This window comes from Variovorax sp. LjRoot130 (assembly GCF_964253755.1).
Classification (GTDB): Bacteria; Pseudomonadota; Gammaproteobacteria; order Burkholderiales; family Burkholderiaceae_C; genus Variovorax.
Window position 1 is genome coordinate 167,001 of the sequence record NZ_CAXURM020000002.1, and the last position, 16,892, is coordinate 183,892.

Consider the following 16,892-nt stretch of genomic DNA (forward strand, 5'->3'; position numbering starts at 1 on the left):
TCATTCACTGCCATGGGAGGTGCTGGCGGCCAGCGCGAAAGCGCGGTCCTTCGACAGCACGCCGTGATAGAAGAGATTCAAGAGCACGGCTGCACACGTGCCGAGCACGATGCCGCTGTGCGTCAGCGGATGCATCCATGCGGGAAGATGCTGGAAGAAGTTGGGCGACAGCGTCGGGATCAGGCCGAGGCCGATCGAGATCGCAATCACGTACAGCGCGTGACGATTCTTCGCAAAGTCGACAGCGCCCAGGATCCGTACGCCGGTTGCCGCCACCATGCCGAACATTACGATGCCCGCACCTCCGAGCACGAAGGACGGGACCGACGCCACGAGGTGCGCCACCTTGGGCAGCAGTGCCAGCAGGATCAGGAACAGGCCACTCATGGCTGCGACGTAGCGCGAGCGAACGCCGGTCACCGTGACCAACCCGACATTCTGCGAGAAGGAGGTGTACGGGAAGGTGTTGAACACGCCGCCCAGCACGGTGCCGAGGCCATCCGCACGCAGGCCGCGCGTCAGCAGCTCCGGCGTCATGCGACGGCCGGTGATGGCACTGAGCGCAAGGAACATGCCGGTCGACTCCACCAGCGTGATCAGCATGACGATGCACATGGAGACGATGGCCGTGAACTCGAAGCGCGGCATGCCGAAGTGCAGCGGGGTGGTCAGGGCGACCCAGTTCGCCTCCGCAAGGCCGTCGAACTGCATGAGGCCGAACGCCAGCGACACGCAGACCCCGGCGACGATGCCCAGCAGGATCGCGATGTTGGCGATCAGGCCCTTGCCGAAGCGCGTGATCGCAAGCACGACCAGCAGCACGAAGGCGGCGATGGCAAGCTTCGCCGGATCGCCGTAGTCCGGGTTGGCTGTCGCATGGCTCATCCCGTCGATCACGCGGCCGACAGTCGGCTGGCCTCCCGCGGCCCAGTTGATCGCCACGCCCATGAGCGAGATGCCGATCAAGGTGATGACGGTGCCGGTGACGAGCGGCGGGAACACCCCCAGCAGGCGCCCCATCAGGGGCGCGACCAGCATGCCGAAGATGCCCGCCGCGATGGTCGCGCCGTAGATCGCGGGCAGTCCGAGCGACGGGTTGATGCCGATCGCGATCATCGGCCCGACGGCGGCGAAGGTCACGCCCATCATCACCGGCATGCGGACGCCGAAGCCCCAAAGGCCCAGGGCCTGGATCAGCGTCGCGATGCCGGCGGCAAGCAGGTCGGCGTTGATGAGGAACGCGATGTCCGCCTTGGACAGGCCGAGCGCCCCGCCGACGATGAGCGGCACGGCGACGGTGCCGGCGTACATGACCAGCACGTGCTGCAGGCCCAGGGCCGCGCAGCGCGGAAGCGGGATCTTCTGGTCGACCGCGTCGCTGCTCGGGTTGTCTCCGGCATCGGTCGTGTGAGTGGTAAGCATCTGGATGACCTTTCCGCCGCATGGCGCCATGGCGGCGCTTCGATCGGCGGACGGAGTCTAGAAGCGCACCCCCGAGCAGCGCAAAGTCAATAAATGGCCTCTTGCGTCCACGAAAAGTGGACACCGGCTGTCATCATCCCCGCCTCAGCGGACCAAGGCTTCCTCGAGACAGTCGATGACCTGGGCGGCAAGCAACCCTGCAGCAGGACTCGGCCCATTGCCGGAGCGCGCCACCAGCGACAGACGCTGTGGCTGCAATCCGGCATCGCGCAGCGGAACGAACACGAGCGTGCCGGCGCGAAGATCCTCTTCGATGTCCAGGCGATTGAGCAGCGCGACGCCCTGGCGCTGCGCAACCAGCTTGCGCATCAGCGCGGTCGAGGTGGTCTCGACGATGGGAGACACTCCGATGGCGCAACGCCCGAATGCGCCATCGAGGATGGTCCTGAGCGAAAGAGCGGCAGCCGGCAGGATCAGTGCAAAGCCCACGCAGTCCGCGAGCGTGGTCGTGGCTCGCGCCGTCAGCGGATGGTCCGGCGCAACGACGGCGCCGATCGGCCATTCGCTCGAGAACAGCGTTCGCAGCACGGTGGTGTCGGGCACGTCGTAGGCCAGCGCCAGATCGGTATCGCCGTCGGCCACTGCCCGGATGACGGCCGCGATCGGCATGTCGAGCAACTTGAGTTGAAGGCCGGGATGGGCCGCCCTGCAACGTTGCGCCACTGCGGGAAGGAACGCGCTGGCAAGCCCTGTAGTCGTCGCGAGCGACGCCTCGCCTTGCCGCAGCCCCCGCACCGCGTCGATGTGTTCTCGCACCGACTCGAACTCCTGCAGCGTGGTGCGCGCATGCGCGAGCACGATCTCGCCGACGGGTGTGAGCTTGAGCTTGTTGTGGATGCGCTCGAAGAGCGGAGTCCCCAGTTCTGCTTCGAGATTGAGGATCTGCCGATTGATCGCCGTCGGAACCACATGCAACTGCTCGGCCGCCTTGCGGATCGATCCTGTTCGGACGACTTCCACAAAATAGCGGACTACCTTGGCGTGCATTGGAAGATGAGATCGAAAGTGAATGAATCCAGGTGCAGCCGCGCGAACTGCGCCTGGGGCGGATCCCAGGAGGCAAGATGCGCGTTGAGTCTACGAGATCGCCGCACTGGGCTGCGGAGATGGCGCCAAGTATTGCGCCAGCGTCTGCCCTGGTGCCCCAAGGAGGATTTTTCTACTGTCCGCGATGAACGTCCGGTCTCAGCCCGACTGCCGAACCTCCTTCGTCGCTACAGCCCCCTTGCGCGGGTTGACGATCTCAAGACCGCGAAGAGAGTACCTTGTGCGCAGGTGCTAGGCTCTCCGAACCTCCAGCGCGGCGAGGGTGGCTTTCACGTTCTTCGAGAGCTCGAGCAGCGGGCCTCCAAGCATCGATTCGGTCTCCGCAATGCTGCCCTTCGTCGTGACGCTCACGTTGAGCACGTAGACAGGTCGGCCTTCCACCACAAGCGGCGTCGCGAGGGCGATCACCTCCGGTTGCCAGGAAGCCGTGCAAAAGCCGCGCTCCGTCACGCTCCGGATTGCGCTCTTGATTTCGTCACGAATCTGGTTCCAGCCGTTCCCGCGTCGTTCGCGGAACTGCGCCATGAGAGTGCGCCGGGTGGGCTCATCGGCGACCGCGAGGTAGGCCCGGCCAAGCGACGTGAGTTCCATCGGCACTCGCTGTCCGGCGACGACGTTGCGCAGCGACACCCGGCGGTTGTAGCGGACCGATTCAAGGTAGACCATTTCGTCTCGATCCGAAACCGCCAAGCCGACATTGATACGAAGTTTCTCCGCCAATGTCCGCATCAGGGGCGCGACCACGCTCAACACAGGGGAGCCGCCGCGCATGGCGTGGGCAAAGCTCAGTACGGGCGCGGCAAGTCGGTAGGCCCGTAGGTTCCGATCGTGCTCGAGCATCCCGACCTCAACCAGCGTCTGGGTCAGGCGACTGACGGTAGCGCGCGAAATCCCGGTGCGTTCCGAGATCTCGCCGTTTCCCAGCAAGTCGGCACCCGGCCTGAAGGCCCGAAGGATCTCGATCCCCCGCTCCAGGGATCGGTTCAGCGTGGGCTCTTCGAAATGTTGACGTCTGGTTGACATAAACAAGGGATTCCGAGCAGATGCGAAGCCAGAAGTGTAATTCCAAGGAATGGAAATCGGGGGGTGCGCAAAGCGTTTCGCGGACCTAAGCTAGTGGCACTCGATGAGAAGACCCGAACCGCCATCGATCTCAGCTCTTCGCTTATCCCACTTCCACTTGGAGACAACCATGCAAAAGCGCTTGCCCTTGGCACGCCTCAGGATCGGCTTGGTCCTTTTTTTGATCGCAGCAGCGGCCGCCGCCATCACGACGCCGGCACTTGCAGCCTTCCCCGACAGGCCCGTCAAGATAGTCGTGCCGTTCGCACCCGGCGGCGGCACTGATCTGGTCGCCCGAACCATGGGCATCGCCATGGGCGAGGAACTGGGTCAGCCGGTCATCATCGACAACAAGCCCGGTGCGGGCACGATCATCGGGACGGACGCAGTGGCAAAGTCCGCACCCGATGGCTACACGATGGTGATGGCCACCGTGGCCCACGTGGTGAACCCCAGCATCCAGAGCAAGCTCCCCTACAACTACGAGAAAGCCTTCGCGCCGGTCATGCTGATCGGGGTTTCTCCGAACGTGCTGGTGGTGCGGGCGGAGAGCCCTCTCAAATCGGTCAAGGACCTCATCGACGCAGCCAAGGCGAACCCGGGCAAGCTGTCGTTCGCGTCACAAGGCGCGGGCACGTCGGCGCACCTCGCGGGTGAACTCTTCAAGAACCTGACGAAGACGAACATCACCCACATCCCCTACCGGGGCGCTGGTCCCGCGATCACCGATCTGCTGGGTGGCCAGGTGGATGTCATGTTCGCGACTGCGGCTGCAGTGGGGACTTTCGTCGAAAGCGGCAAGCTGCGTGCGCTGGCAGTGACCACGGCCACGCGATCGTCCTCCCACGCTCTGGCCAAGGTTCCCACGATCGCGGAAAGCGGTGTGCCCGGCTACGTGGCCGACAGCTGGTACGGCCTGTATGTGCCTGCAGGCACTCCGGCCGATGTCATCGCCCGCCTGAACGCAGCCGCCAAAAAGGCAGTCCAGACGGAGGCCTTTCGCAAGCGCGTGGAAGGGGAGGGCCTCGTGATCAATGGCGGCTCGCCGGCGGACTTCGACAAGTACGCCAAGGGTGAGGAAGCGCGTTGGCGCAAGGTGGTCAAGGAAAACAACATTACCAACGAATGACGGAGACGTTGAAATGACCGAACGACTGATCGAGCTCGAGGTCGCAGACGGCATCGCCACGCTGTGGCTGAACCGTCCCGACAAACGCAACGCCATGAGCGACGACATGCGCACGCAGTTCATCGCGGCGCTGGAGCATGTGGCGTACGACAAGGCAATCCGTGCCTTGGTGCTCACCGGACGCGGCAAGGGCTTCTGCGCCGGCGGGGATGTCGCCGGCATGGAGCGGCGGATGCAGGCGCCTGCAGGCGAGGTGGGATTCAACGGGTGGAGCCGCCAGCAACGTGTGCACCATACCCAATCGCTGCTACACACTATGCCCAAGCCGACGATCGCTGCCGTTAACGGGGCTGCTTCCGGCCTGGGGGCCGACACGGCGCTGGCATGCGACTTCATCATCGCTTCGGATGCGGCGAGCTTCACCTGGTCGTACATCAATCGCGGCATCGTTCCCGATGGCGGCGGCATGTACTTCCTGCCGCGCCGGGTAGGCCTCTCGAAGGCCAAGGAACTGATCTTCAGCGGCCGGAAAGTCGAGCTTGAAGAAGCCCTGCGCCTTGGCATCGCCGATCGCCGGTCGGATGCCGAGACCCTCGTTCCCGACGCGCAGCGCTGGGCAGCCGAGATGAGCAAGGGCTCGGCCACCGCATTGGCATTGGGCAAGACGATCCTCAACCAGAGCTTCGAGATGTCCGCGCATCAGGTGTTCGCCCAGGGCAGCCAGGCGCAGGGCATTTGCTACACCAGTACCGAGCATCGCGAATCGGTGATGGCCTTCCTGGCCAAGAGCAACGCAAAAAGGGAGACAACGAAATGACCGAACTGAACTCCGTCACCAGGCTTCTCAAGCCTCGCAGCGTCGCAGTGATCGGCGCTTCGGCGGATGCCGCCAAGACCGCCGGCCGGCCAGTGGCCTATCTGCGCAAGCACGGCTTTACCGGCGAGATCTTTCCGGTCAATCCGCGTGTCAGCTCGATCGATGGCCTGACCTGCTATCCCGATATCGCCTCGATTCCAGGCACGCCCGATGTCGCCATCGTGCTGCTGGGTGCCGAGCGGGCGCACCAGGCTGTCCGGGAACTCGCGGCGAAAGGAACTGCCGCCGCGATCGTTCTCGCCAGCGGGTATACCGAGACCGGCGAGGAAGGTGCGCGCCGCCAGCAGCAGCTCATCGAGGCGGCTGGCAGCATGCGCATCCTCGGCCCCAACACGATCGGACTGGTTAACCTGACCGACAACATCGTGCTCTCCGCCAGTGGCGCGCTCGAGATGGATCATTTCCCGGTCGGCGGGATCGGCGTGGTTTCGCAAAGCGGGGGCATCCTCGGCGCGCTGCTGTCGCGTGCCGCGGCACGTGGAATCGGCCTGTCGAAGTTGATCTCGACCAGCAACGAGGTGGATCTGGACCTGGCGGATTTCGTCGATCATCTGGCTGACGACGCGGACACCAAGGTCATCGCCCTCTATGTGGAGAGCGTGCGCAATCCCGAGAAGTTTCGCGCCGCTGCTCTGAAGGCGGCTCGCGCGGGCAAGCCTGTCGTCGCGTTCAAGATCGGTCGCTCCGAAGCCGGTGCGAAGGCTGCCGTGTCGCACACCGGTGCGTTGGCGGGCGCCGACAGCATGTACGACGCGTTGTTTAAGCAAGTCGGCGTGATCCGTGCCGAGACCTTTGGTGATCTTCTCGACATTCCGGTCGCATTGGCCACGGGTCGCAAGCTACGCGGCAAGCGCGTGGCCATCCTGACCTCGACGGGTGGCGCCGGAACGTTGGTATCGGACGATCTTGGCATGCACGGATTTGAGACGCCGGTGCCGGATGCTGCAACGGCCGAGGCGTTGCGCGCGCTGCAGAGCGGCGATCACGCGGTGCTCGACCGCAACCCCATCGACGTGACCTTGGCCGGTCTGCAGCCGGACCTGCTGCGCGGCGCCATCGACATCCTGCTCAAGAGCCCCAGCTACGACGCGCTGACGATCATCGTCGGCTCGTCCAGCCTGGCCATGCCGGAGCTGATGGCAGGCGCCATCCAGGATTGCCTGCCCAATTCGGACAAGCCGGTGATCGCCTATGTGAGCCCGCACGCGCCCGAAGTCGCTGCGTTGCTGACGCAGCGCGGGGTACCCGCCTTTGCCGCAGCCGAAAGCTGCACCACCGCGCTGGGCGCGATGCTGAACGTCGGCAGCTGGCAGGAGCCGAAGTCATCCAGCGCGCCCGAGGCCGATGTGGTCATCGACGAACTGCCGGCAGGCTCCCTGGATGAAGCCCAGGCCAAGCAGCTGTTCACCCACTTCGGCGTGCCCTGCGCGCGAGAGGTGGTGGTGACCACGCCGGCCCAGGCCGAAGCTGCGGCGCGCGAGCTGGGCGATCGGGTCGTGCTCAAGATTCTTTCGGCCGAGATCACACACAAGAGCGATGTCGGCGGCGTTGCCGTGAACCTGACGGCTGAGACGGTGGGGGCGCGCCTGCAGGCGATGGCCGCCGAGGTCGAGAGCAAGGCAGGCGTGCGGCCGCAGCGCTTCCTGGTGCAGGAAATGGTGGGCGGCGGCACCGAGCTGATCCTGGGCATGCACCACGACATGCTGGGCACTGCCATCCTGCTGGGTATGGGCGGCATCACTGCCGAGCTGTTCAAGGACACCACGTTGCGGCTGTTGCCCTCCCAAGGTGGTCTGAGCCGCGAGGATGCGCTCTCCATGGCGCGCGAGCTGAAGACCTGGCCGTTGCTGGACGGCTTCCGTGGCCGCCCCAAGGCCGATGTCGAGGCGCTGGTCAATGCCATCGTTGCCTTCTCCAAGATGGCGGCCCAGCTCGGTGAGCGCTTGCTCGAGGCCGAGATCAACCCGGTGTTCGTGCTGCCGCAGGGGCAGGGTGTGCGTGCCGCTGACGGCGTGGTCGTGCTGGCCTGAGCTGGAAGTTGAAATGCACGCTACGGAAGTCTTCGCCCGTTACTCTGCCGAGTTTCATCGACAGCCGCTGCCACCCGAGGTCATTCATCACGCCAAACGCGCCGTGATCGATTGGTATGCCTCGCTGTTTCCCGGTCTGAGTGCCGCGCCCGTGCGGCAACTCGAAGAAGCCTTGGCCGATGACCTCGACCGAGGTCGAGCTTCGCTGGCCCGGGGTCGCTCGGCGACAGCGCGCGCGGCAGCGCTCATCAACGGAACAGCCGCTCACGCCGCAGAAGTGGATGACAGTTTCCGGGACGCCATGTATCACCCGGGTGCCGCGACCGTGGCGGCGGCGTTGGCCGCGGGGCAGAACGTTGGCGCCAACGGGCTCGAGTTCCTGCGGGGTGTCGTTCTGGGATACGAAGTGTCGACGCGCATCGGTGTGGTCATGGGCCGACCGCACTACAAGTACTGGCACAGCACGGGCACGGTCGGCAGTTTCGGTGCTGCGGCCGCAGCTGCCTGCTTGATGTCGCTGGACGAACCGGCCTTCGCGCATGCCTTGGCGACGGCGGCCACCTTCACGGCCGGCCTGCAGCAGGCATTCCGCATGGACTCGATGTCCAAGCCGCTGCATGCAGGCCGCGCCGCAGAAGCAGGCGTTCTCGCGGCCCAGCTCGCGGGGCGCGGCGTCATCGGCTCGCTTGACGTGCTGGACGGCGAGATCGGTTTGGGCCAAGCCATGAGCAACGGCCCGGACTGGTCACAGGCAGGTGCGACATTGGGGCAGGACTTCCACATCACCAGGCTGACCTTCAAGAATCACATCGGCTGCGGTCACACCTTCGCCGCCATCGACGCTGCGCTCGAGCTGAAGCAGCGTTACGGTCTCGAAGCCGGCAACATCGCGCGCGTGCACGTGGCGACATACCGGCCTGCGCTCGACATCGCCTGCTACACACATCCGACCACGGCCAACGAAGCGCGGTTCAGCCTGACTTACGTGGTGGCAACGGCATTGGCGCACGGCAGCGTGCGCCTGGCGGCCTACGAGCCAGCTCGGCTGGAGGATCAGGTCACGCGCGCGCTGATGGAGCGCATCGAAGTCGCGGTCGATCCGGCACTGGATGCGGCCTTTCCAGGGCAGCGCGCCGCACGCGTCGTCATCGAGACCCGCGACGGGCGTCGTCTTGACCACCTGCAGCCCAACCGCAAGGGTGATCCCGAGCAGGCTCTGACAGATGACGAGCTCGAAGGAAAGTATATGGAGTTGGCGTCGCCCGTGATTGGAAGCGACCGTTCTCAGGCGCTGCTGGCGCAGATATGGGCATTGGACGCGAGCGCGACACTGCCTCACGCTTGACGGCCTTTAACTCGAAAAGCTAACGATAACTTTCCCAGGTCGAATTTGAAGCGACGCTCCATGTCACTTTCTGGATCAATTCGCGCGTTCTTCCCTTGGCAGGGAGTGGGCATGGATCCTGGCGCCAAACGCAGCATCGTGGCCAGCTTGAAATGGATCTCTGAAGCTCCGGCATTCGCCTCGCACATTTGTGACTATCTCCTGTTGAAAAGGCCCTCCGATCCCCAACGATCTGCCGCCGCAGCGCCCACAACGGCACCAGTCACTGCGGACCTGCGTCTATTCTTGTCAACGAGAAAACTCCACGGAGAGACATCATGGCATCCCAGCATCACACTGTGAACGCAGCGCCTTGCATGAGCTTCAGTCGTGAGTTGCGCTTCCTTCCAATCACCGAAAGCGTGCAGTGCCTGGCCTTTCCCTGCGACGCCGCTGGGCGCGTGGATCTCGATGCACTCGGCGACCGCGCGCGAAACACCTACCTGTTTGCCCGGGCTCTGATGGGGCGCGACTACGCATTCCCGGTCATCTGTCCGCGCGACCCCACACGAGCCGCTCAGTAACTGCTCCGCAGCGCAGCTCGACTCCCCGCGGTCGAAAGAAGTTGCGCCGCGAACGAGCGACGAAGCCCACATCGAGTATCCCGTTTGAAGGACGTGTCTCAAGCGATCCTAGTAGCCCAGCAGTGCGTCCCATACGTCCAATTGGGCAGGCTTGGGAGCCGAGCCCACTGTCAGAGTACTGCCCTCCTTGGTCCGATCGATATCGCCGAGTCTGTCCCTTCAGCGAAACGCGGCCAATCCTCGCCGGACGACAGTCGAGCATCGCCAATGCTTGCGAAGGACAATAAGGCAATACCAGTCATTCGCAGGTGGTGCTCAGTTCGCCCAGGACCTGACGTTCGTGACCACCTTAAGCTACCGTCCTCATGGATGAACTGTCGAAGCTGTTCCAAGACCTGATGGCATTCGCTGCTGTCGTGGACGCCGGGGGATTCAATGCTGCAGGCGCCAGGTTCGGGGTTCCACCCTCGCGGCTAAGCCGCTCGGTCGCGGCGCTCGAAAACAACCTGGGCGTCCATCTTCTCGTGCGCACCTCGCGGCGTTTCACGGTGACCGATGTCGGCTGGCGAACCTACGAAGACGCGGTGAGCGTTCGTACGCAGTTGCAAGGCGCTGCGGCCGCAGCAAGCGATTCGCGCGGCGAACCCTCGGGCATGTTGCGTGTGTTGTGCCCGATGGCGCTGGCTTCGGCCTTGGTCGGCCGCATCGCAATCGCGTTCATGGCACGGTATCCCCGCGTGAAAATCGTGATCGAGTCGACCGATGGCAGGAGCCGTCCCTTCATGGCGCCGGCAGACCTCGCCATACAGCCGAGTCTTCAACCACTTCGCGATTCGAGCCTGGTCGCACGTTGCCTCGTGCATGCGCACTACGTGATCGTGAGCGCACCGGGTCTGGCGCACGAAATCCCGGAGAATCCGGGACCGACGGACTTTCCTTGCTTTCCGGCGGTGGGATGGACGTTCTTCCCCGATCCTGCGCAATGGTCTCTGCAGCATTCCCGTCATGGCCAGCATGAGATCGCCGTGGACGTGCGCTTCAGCACCGACAACCTGCTGCTCATTCGCGAAGCGGCATTGGCAGGGGTGGGTGTCGCACAGCTACCGCATGCGCTGTGCCGCCAGGACATCGAAGAAGGCCGCCTGCGCGTGATCGCGCCTGACTGGGCTGCGCCTCAGGTGGGCATCTACGTGCTGTATCCCTCGCGGCGCGCCCTCACGCTGGCGGGTCGCCGGTTCATCGATGCGCTGGCAGAAGGCATGGCCTCGCTCGAACGCGGTATGCGCTGACCACCCTGCATCATTGCACCTCTGGAACGCTGCATTGCGGTGGCGGCCTTATGCGAAGTACGCGCGATACCTAGCATTCTCCCTAGCCGTTCACCCCCGGGCGGTGCATCCGACAGGAGACATATGCAAATAGACGCTCTTCGCGCAGCGGCCACACGCCGGCGCTTCCTGCTCTCAAGTGCCGCACTGGCAGCCGCGCCCCTGGTGGGCTGCGGCGGTGGCGGTGACAGCGTCGGCGGCGGCATCGGCGACATCGGTGTCGGCGGCGATGACAATCTCGTGGCCGCAACCGCGTCCGGCAGTTTTCGCGGCCGACAGCAAGATGGCGTCACTTCGTGGTTGGGGATTTCCTATGCCCAGCCACCTGTAGGGCCACTGCGCTTCCAGACGCCGCGACCAGTCCAGCCTGCAACCGGAATCGTCGACGCCGCTGCTTTCGGGGCAGCCAGCCTGCAGACCGTCGGAGGCATGGTGTCCTGGATCTATCCATCGCCAGACCTTCAAAGCGAAGACTGCTTGACGCTCAACGTCTGGAGCCCATCAGGAGCTCAGCGCCTGCCGGTGATCGTCTGGTTCCACGGTGGTGGCTTCCGCACCGGCGCAACCGGCATGCCGCTCATGAACGGCAAGTTGCTTGCGCAGCGCGGCGTCGTCGTGGTCACGGCCAACTATCGGTTGGGCGCTCTCGGCTTGCTGTCCCATCCGGACTTCGTCGATGCGAGCAATGGCTCAACGGCGAATTGGCAGTTGCAGGACATGGACGCGGCGCTGCGATGGGTGCGCGACAACATTGCCGCGTTCGGCGGCGATCCCGGGCGCGTCTGCGTCGTGGGCCAATCGGGCGGCGCCATGCACACGGCGATGCTGGCCCAGAACCCTGCGTACCGCAGCACCTTCCACAAGGCCGTGCTGCTCAGCCCGCCGAACGTGACACCGCCTGCCTCATTGACCGTGTCGGATGCGGCGGCCTACACCGAGTTGCTCGCGACCAAGCTCGGTACCACGCCACGCGGGCTGCGGGACGTGCCGGCAAAGGCATTGCACGATGCGGAGCTGGCTCAGAATGCGGCGCCGCTGCCGGCAGGATTCACCTCGGGCGCGTCGCCCTACAAGCTCGCGCCCGTCGCCGACGGCAAGACCTACCTGGGCGACTGGACCCGGCGCGACTGGCCGTCGGACCTGCCTGTCGTCATCGACTACACGCTCGACGAAGGCGCGTTCTGGTGGGACCTCTACGATCCGGCGACCAACACCATGCTCACGCCGACACCTCCCGCCACGCTGCCAGCCCTGGGCGCCGCACTGGCGGCCCAGCTCGGTGGGCGAACCGACGCCGCCAATACAGTCATCGACGTGTATGTTCAAGCCGCGGTTGCGGAAGAGCGGCCGACGACGCCATCGCTGCTGTGGATGGACATCTTCGGCGACCAGTTGCTGCGCAATTTCGGGACGCGCTATGCAGCCCGTCTTTCCACGGCCGGCGTGCCGGTTCGCTTCGGCACCTACATGCATGCGGTCAAGGCGCCCGGGCGTGGCGTGCCGCACTGCGCTGAGGTTCCCATGCTGTTCGGAACCTACGGACTGAACTACCACCGCGACAAGCTGGGTGCCGCACCGCAGGAGGCGCAGTTGTCCAACCAATTCATGGCGGCCATGGTGTCGTTCGCCAGCGAGGCGCAGCCCAGGCTCGGCACCGGTGAAGCCTGGCCGCTGTACCGGCCCGGGACTGCGACTGCGGTGCGCTGGGGCGAAGGCGCAACAGGCGACACCGTGCTGGGTGCGGTGCCGAAGCTGAATCAATTGACGGTCTGGGATGCTGTGCTGGGCTATTGAGGGTTTCGCGCCACGCGCACCGTCCGAGGCGGGGGAATGGACGCGGAGTCAGGTGATTTTTCGGGAGAACTTGCCTTGAGGGGGTGGGGCCAACCTCCTGCGGCGCTGGGTGACCGAGCGCCGCGGAGACATGGGTGTCGGCTGTCCGACTTTGGCGAGGCCGAACATCCGGCGGCGATTGCAGGGTACAGGTTAGGCTGCACGAGCAGGTCCAGCGCGGCGGACCAAGCGTCTAAAGCTTGCCTTGAGCTCGTGTGCTGCGCTGCGGTGTGGCTCTCCAGCTTGGCTGAGCGTTTCAAGCGAATGCGGCGTCTTGTAAGGTGAAGTTCGTATCTCCTCAGCTTCATGGATCCCGGCGCGCCGCTAAAGCGCATCGGAGTGTGACATTTTTCGCTTGATCGAGCGTCTCGCATGACGCTGGTTGTCAGGTGCCGGACACGGATCCTCTGCGCGGACCCGTTCGGGTGCTGCGCCGCGAACGACGGGCATGCATGTTGCTGAATCGCTCCTTCAACAGGACTACGCCAGGTCGACAGTGAATCCATCAGGGAACGACAACAACACCATCTCGATGGATCGCCGCCTTTTCTGCATGGGCGCAGTGAGCTTCGCGGCCCTGGGAACCGCGGCCTGCGGAGACGGTGGAAGCAGCGGCTTTGGCGGCGCCGGCGCGCTCGGGACCGCGCAACAGAATGCGGCGACTTCGACGGCCACGTCCACCGAAGTCGCTGCGACCGAGCCTGCCGCGAACTCGACCCCGGCCTCGCAAGCGCGAAAGTTCACGCATCCCGGCCTGCTGCACACCGAAGCCGATTTCGAGCGCATGCGCCTGAAGGTCGCGGCCGGTGCAGAGCCCTGGGCTGAGCGGCTGGAACGCGTTGACCTCCAACGGCCGCTCCCAGCTCGGCGCCAGCCCGCGTCCGCTGGCCATCGTCATCCGCGGCGGCGAAGATTCGAACTTCGCCCAGATGTTCATCGACATCGCGCGCGCCTATCAGCTCGCATTGCGCTGGAAGGTCTCCGGGGACGTGCGCTACGCCGATCGCGCGGTGGTGTTCCTGAACGCATGGTCGTCCACGCTGACCGCGATCCACGGCAACGCCGACCGCTTCCTGGCCGCCGGCATCTATGGCTACCAGTTCGCGAATGCGGCCGAGATCATGCGCTCCTACGCGGGCTGGGCGGCGAGCGACCTGGCGCGCTTCCAGAACATGATGCTCACGGTGTTCTATCCGCTCAACCACAACTTCCTGGTCAACCACAACGGTGCCGTCATCACCAACTACTGGGCCAACTGGGACCAGTGCGCGCTGGCATCGATGCTGGCCATCGGCGTGCTGTGCGACCGGCAGGACATCTACGACGAGGCCCTCGGCTACTACAAGACCGGTCAAGGCAACGGGGCGGGCCTGCAGGCGGTCTACCACGTGCATCCGGGCTATCTGGGCCAATGGCAGGAGAGCGGCCGCGACCAGGGCCACTGCACGCTGGGCATCGGCCTCGCAGGCGCGTTCTGCGAGATGGCGTGGAACCAGGGCGACGACATCTACGGCTATGAGAACAACCGCTTCCTCGCCGGCGTCGAATACGTGGCGAAGTCCAATCTGCGCGATGCGGCCAGCGCCTTCTACACGGTGCCCTTCCTCACCAACATCAACAGGCAAGGCACGCAGTCCGTGCTGTCGACGGGCGCGCAAGGGCACCAGCGCGTGGTCTGGGAGAGCGTGCACAACCACTACGCCAACCGCCTCGGCATCGCGACGCCCTATGCGGCGCTGCAGGCGGCCCAGCTGCGCCCCGAGCGGGACGGCAGCAACGGCGATCAACTCGGTTTCGGAACCCTGACTTTCACGCGTGACCCGATCGCGACGCGCGGTCGCCCGAGCGGCCTCACGGCGCGGGTGCGCGGGCCGCAGGTGCTGCTGTCGTGGTGGGGCTGCACCGACGCGCAGAGCTACACGGTCAAGCGCGCGGGCAGCGCGGGCGGCCCCTACACCACGATCACCTCGGGCATCACCGACACGCTGACATTCACGGACAACACCGTCATCCCCGGCGCCGTGTACCACTACGCAATCGTTGCCGTGAATGCGGCAGGGGAGAGCGCGGCATCGAACGAGGTGCAGGCGGCGATCAAGTCCGAGCTGCTGCTGCAGAAGAAGACCGACGACGGTGCCAACGGCCACGCCACGCTCGCCGCGGGCCTGGTGAAGGACCTCGCCGACTTCACGATTGCGGCGAAGGTGTACCTGGACAGCGCCGCCACATGGTCGCGCGTCTTCGACTTCGGCTCCGGCCCGCGCCGCTACATGATGCTGACGCCGCGCAGCAATGTCGGCACGGTGCGCTTTGCGATCTCCACGGTTCACGGCTACAACGAGCAGCTGATCGAGGGCGTTGCGGCGCTGCCGACCGGCCGCTGGGTGCATGTGGCGGTGACCCTGTCCGGCACGCTCGGCACGCTGTACGTCGACGGCATCGCAGTGGGCACCAACACGCAGATGACGCTGGCGCCCTTCGACCTCGGGGAGACCACGCAGAACTGGCTCGGGCGCTCCCAGTTCACCGCAGATCCGACGCTGCCGGGGCGCGTGGACGATTTCCGGGTCTACCACGGGGCCTTGAGCGCGGCTGAGATCGCAGCGTTGGTTTAGGTTTGAAGCGACGGATCCCCAGAATCGAAGTTCGGGACGTGTGCGGCGGCTGGTCTTCTTTCAATCTCAAAAGCGCCTTTTTCATGATGATGTTTTCCCAACGATGCGTTTCTGCACTGATGCTTTCGGTGCTCCTGTTTGCCTGCGGTGGCGGCAGTGGCGGAGGCGGCGGTACTCAAGGCGGTGGCTTGGCCGGCAGCAGTGGCAGCCAGGGCGGTAATGGCGTCAGCCAGGGTGGCGATAGCCAAAGCGGCGGTGGCACAAGTGGCACCGGTGGCACAGGTGAAGGCGCTTCGCCCGTCGCGGCGACCGCCGCGTTGGTGGCCAAGCTCGGCAAGCCCGCTCGGGTGCTGGTCGGACTCGGCGCGGGCAATACCCTCGCGCAGATGCAAAGCCAGGGCATTCGTCCGGACATCGTGGACACCTACCTCGTGGGCGTTGGCGCAGGCGCCTGGCCCAGCTGGAACAGTCCCGACGGGGCGTACGTCACGTACACCGCGCAGGCCATCCAGGCTTACGGCGCGATTCCGATGTTCACGCTGTACCAGATGACTGCGAACGGCGAGGGCAATTTGAGCGGCATCGCCAACGCGACTTTCATGAACAACTACTGGGCGCAGGTCCGGCTGATGTACCAGCGCATTGCAGCCCTCGGTACGCCCGTTCTGATCAATCTGGAGCCGGACTTCTGGGGGTTCGTTGCGGCGCAAGCGCCGAATCGCGATGCGACGCAAATGGCGGCCGTCGTGAACAGCCAGCCCGAATGCGGCGGCTTGCCGAACACCGCCGGGGGCCTCGGCCAATGCCTGGTGCAGATGGGCAGGCAGATCGCGCCCAAGGCGCTGGTGGGGTTCCCGCCCGCATTCTGGAGCGGCACCGCTGCCGCGGTCGGCGCGCAGATGCGGGCGGTCGGGGCACATCAGGCAGACTTCATCGTCGCCCAGACGAGCGACCGCGACGCGGGCTGCAGGGAAGTCCCATCGCCTCCCGCGGAATGCACGGGACGAAGCGGCCCGTTCTATTGGGACGAAAGCAACATCACCAGCCCGAACTTCCACGAGTCCCAGAGGCAGATTTCGGACTATCGCGCAGCCCTGGGCAATGGACTGCCGATCCTGTGGTGGCAGACGCCGATGGGCGTGCCGTCCGCCACGCCCGGTGGCACCGACCTGCACTATCGCAACAACCATGTCGACTACATGCTGCGCAACGCCCAGGAGTACGGTGACACCCATACTTTCGCGATCGTCTTCAGCTCAGGGGGGGCCCATCAAACCTCGATCAGCACCGATGGTGGCCAATTTGCCCGCCTGTCGGGTCAGTACCTCGCACGAGGCGGCGCCACCTTGAAGTAGCGCACCGCCAGCAACCTCTGTTCCCTCCCACATTGATCACCTGAAGATGATCGGATTGCCCCAGTTGGCGGAAGCGGCAACACCGCGCTGGTGAAAGCTCTAGCGCCAGGCGCGTAGTTTCGCCCGTGGGACGGGGACGGGCTTCCACGGTATTGGGCTTCGCTGTTTCTGGACCTTCTCCACGTCACTCCACCCGCATCTCTTGATCGAGCGGCAGGTTCATGGC

At 65.0% G+C, this 16,892-nt stretch carries 13 protein-coding genes; 9 read left to right on the forward strand and 4 right to left on the reverse strand.

What is annotated here, in order from left to right; all coding sequences use genetic code 11:
- From ACSQ86_RS30530 to ACSQ86_RS30540, 3 genes are all read right to left on the reverse strand, one after another.
- Positions 1-1,422 (reverse strand): nucleobase:cation symporter-2 family protein, encoded by a 1,422-nt coding sequence (locus tag ACSQ86_RS30530; protein ID WP_436310379.1) that lies wholly within the window; start codon positions 1,420-1,422, stop codon positions 1-3.
- Positions 1,423-1,566: 144 nt separating this feature from the next.
- A complete protein-coding gene (locus tag ACSQ86_RS30535; RefSeq protein ID WP_436307401.1) occupies positions 1,567-2,469 on the reverse strand; it encodes a LysR family transcriptional regulator in 903 nt (300 codons plus the stop codon).
- Positions 2,470-2,760: 291 nt separating this feature from the next.
- Positions 2,761-3,552 carry an IclR family transcriptional regulator gene (locus ACSQ86_RS30540; protein ID WP_436307400.1) on the reverse strand — a complete coding sequence of 264 codons (792 nt, stop codon included), beginning with the start codon at positions 3,550-3,552 and terminating at the stop codon, positions 2,761-2,763.
- Positions 3,553-3,721: 169 nt separating this feature from the next.
- On the opposite strand from ACSQ86_RS30540, the gene ACSQ86_RS30545 reads away from it, so the two are divergent.
- The 7 genes from ACSQ86_RS30545 to ACSQ86_RS30575 all read left to right on the forward strand — a co-directional run bounded on the left by ACSQ86_RS30545 (position 3,722) and on the right by ACSQ86_RS30575 (position 12,657).
- Positions 3,722-4,720, forward strand: coding sequence for a tripartite tricarboxylate transporter substrate binding protein (locus ACSQ86_RS30545; protein ID WP_436310380.1), 999 nt, complete (start codon positions 3,722-3,724; stop codon positions 4,718-4,720).
- 13 nt (positions 4,721-4,733) lie between these two features.
- On the forward strand, positions 4,734-5,537 hold the full coding sequence (locus tag ACSQ86_RS30550; protein ID WP_436307399.1) for an enoyl-CoA hydratase/isomerase family protein: 804 nt from the start codon (positions 4,734-4,736) through the stop codon (positions 5,535-5,537).
- On the forward strand, positions 5,534-7,627 hold the full coding sequence (locus tag ACSQ86_RS30555) for an acetate--CoA ligase family protein (protein WP_436310381.1): 2,094 nt from the start codon (positions 5,534-5,536) through the stop codon (positions 7,625-7,627). Before ACSQ86_RS30550 ends, ACSQ86_RS30555 begins: the two co-directional genes overlap by 4 nt.
- Positions 7,628-7,640: 13 nt before the next feature.
- Positions 7,641-8,972 (forward strand): MmgE/PrpD family protein, encoded by a 1,332-nt coding sequence (locus tag ACSQ86_RS30560; RefSeq protein WP_436310382.1) that lies wholly within the window; start codon positions 7,641-7,643, stop codon positions 8,970-8,972.
- 317 nt (positions 8,973-9,289) lie between these two features.
- Positions 9,290-9,535, forward strand: coding sequence for a hypothetical protein (locus ACSQ86_RS30565; RefSeq protein WP_436295118.1), 246 nt, complete (start codon positions 9,290-9,292; stop codon positions 9,533-9,535).
- A gap of 365 nt (positions 9,536-9,900) precedes the next feature.
- A complete protein-coding gene (locus ACSQ86_RS30570) occupies positions 9,901-10,824 on the forward strand; it encodes a LysR substrate-binding domain-containing protein (protein WP_436307396.1) in 924 nt (307 codons plus the stop codon).
- Positions 10,825-10,947: 123 nt separating this feature from the next.
- Positions 10,948-12,657 carry a carboxylesterase family protein gene (locus tag ACSQ86_RS30575; protein WP_436310383.1) on the forward strand — a complete coding sequence of 570 codons (1,710 nt, stop codon included), beginning with the start codon at positions 10,948-10,950 and terminating at the stop codon, positions 12,655-12,657.
- A gap of 544 nt (positions 12,658-13,201) precedes the next feature.
- On the opposite strand, the gene ACSQ86_RS30580 is transcribed toward ACSQ86_RS30575, so the two are convergent.
- A complete protein-coding gene (locus tag ACSQ86_RS30580; protein WP_436310384.1) occupies positions 13,202-13,639 on the reverse strand; it encodes a hypothetical protein in 438 nt (145 codons plus the stop codon).
- Between ACSQ86_RS30580 and ACSQ86_RS30585 the strand changes: the two genes are divergently transcribed.
- Positions 13,626-15,311 (forward strand): LamG-like jellyroll fold domain-containing protein, encoded by a 1,686-nt coding sequence (locus ACSQ86_RS30585; RefSeq protein ID WP_436310385.1) that lies wholly within the window; start codon positions 13,626-13,628, stop codon positions 15,309-15,311. The genes ACSQ86_RS30580 and ACSQ86_RS30585 overlap by 14 nt on opposite strands.
- A 2-nt stretch (positions 15,312-15,313) precedes the next feature.
- The gene (locus tag ACSQ86_RS30590; protein WP_436307394.1) at positions 15,314-16,666 is read left to right on the forward strand and encodes a hypothetical protein; all 1,353 of its coding nucleotides are present in this window, start codon (positions 15,314-15,316) and stop codon (positions 16,664-16,666) included.
- The last annotated feature ends 226 nt before the right edge of the window (positions 16,667-16,892 follow it).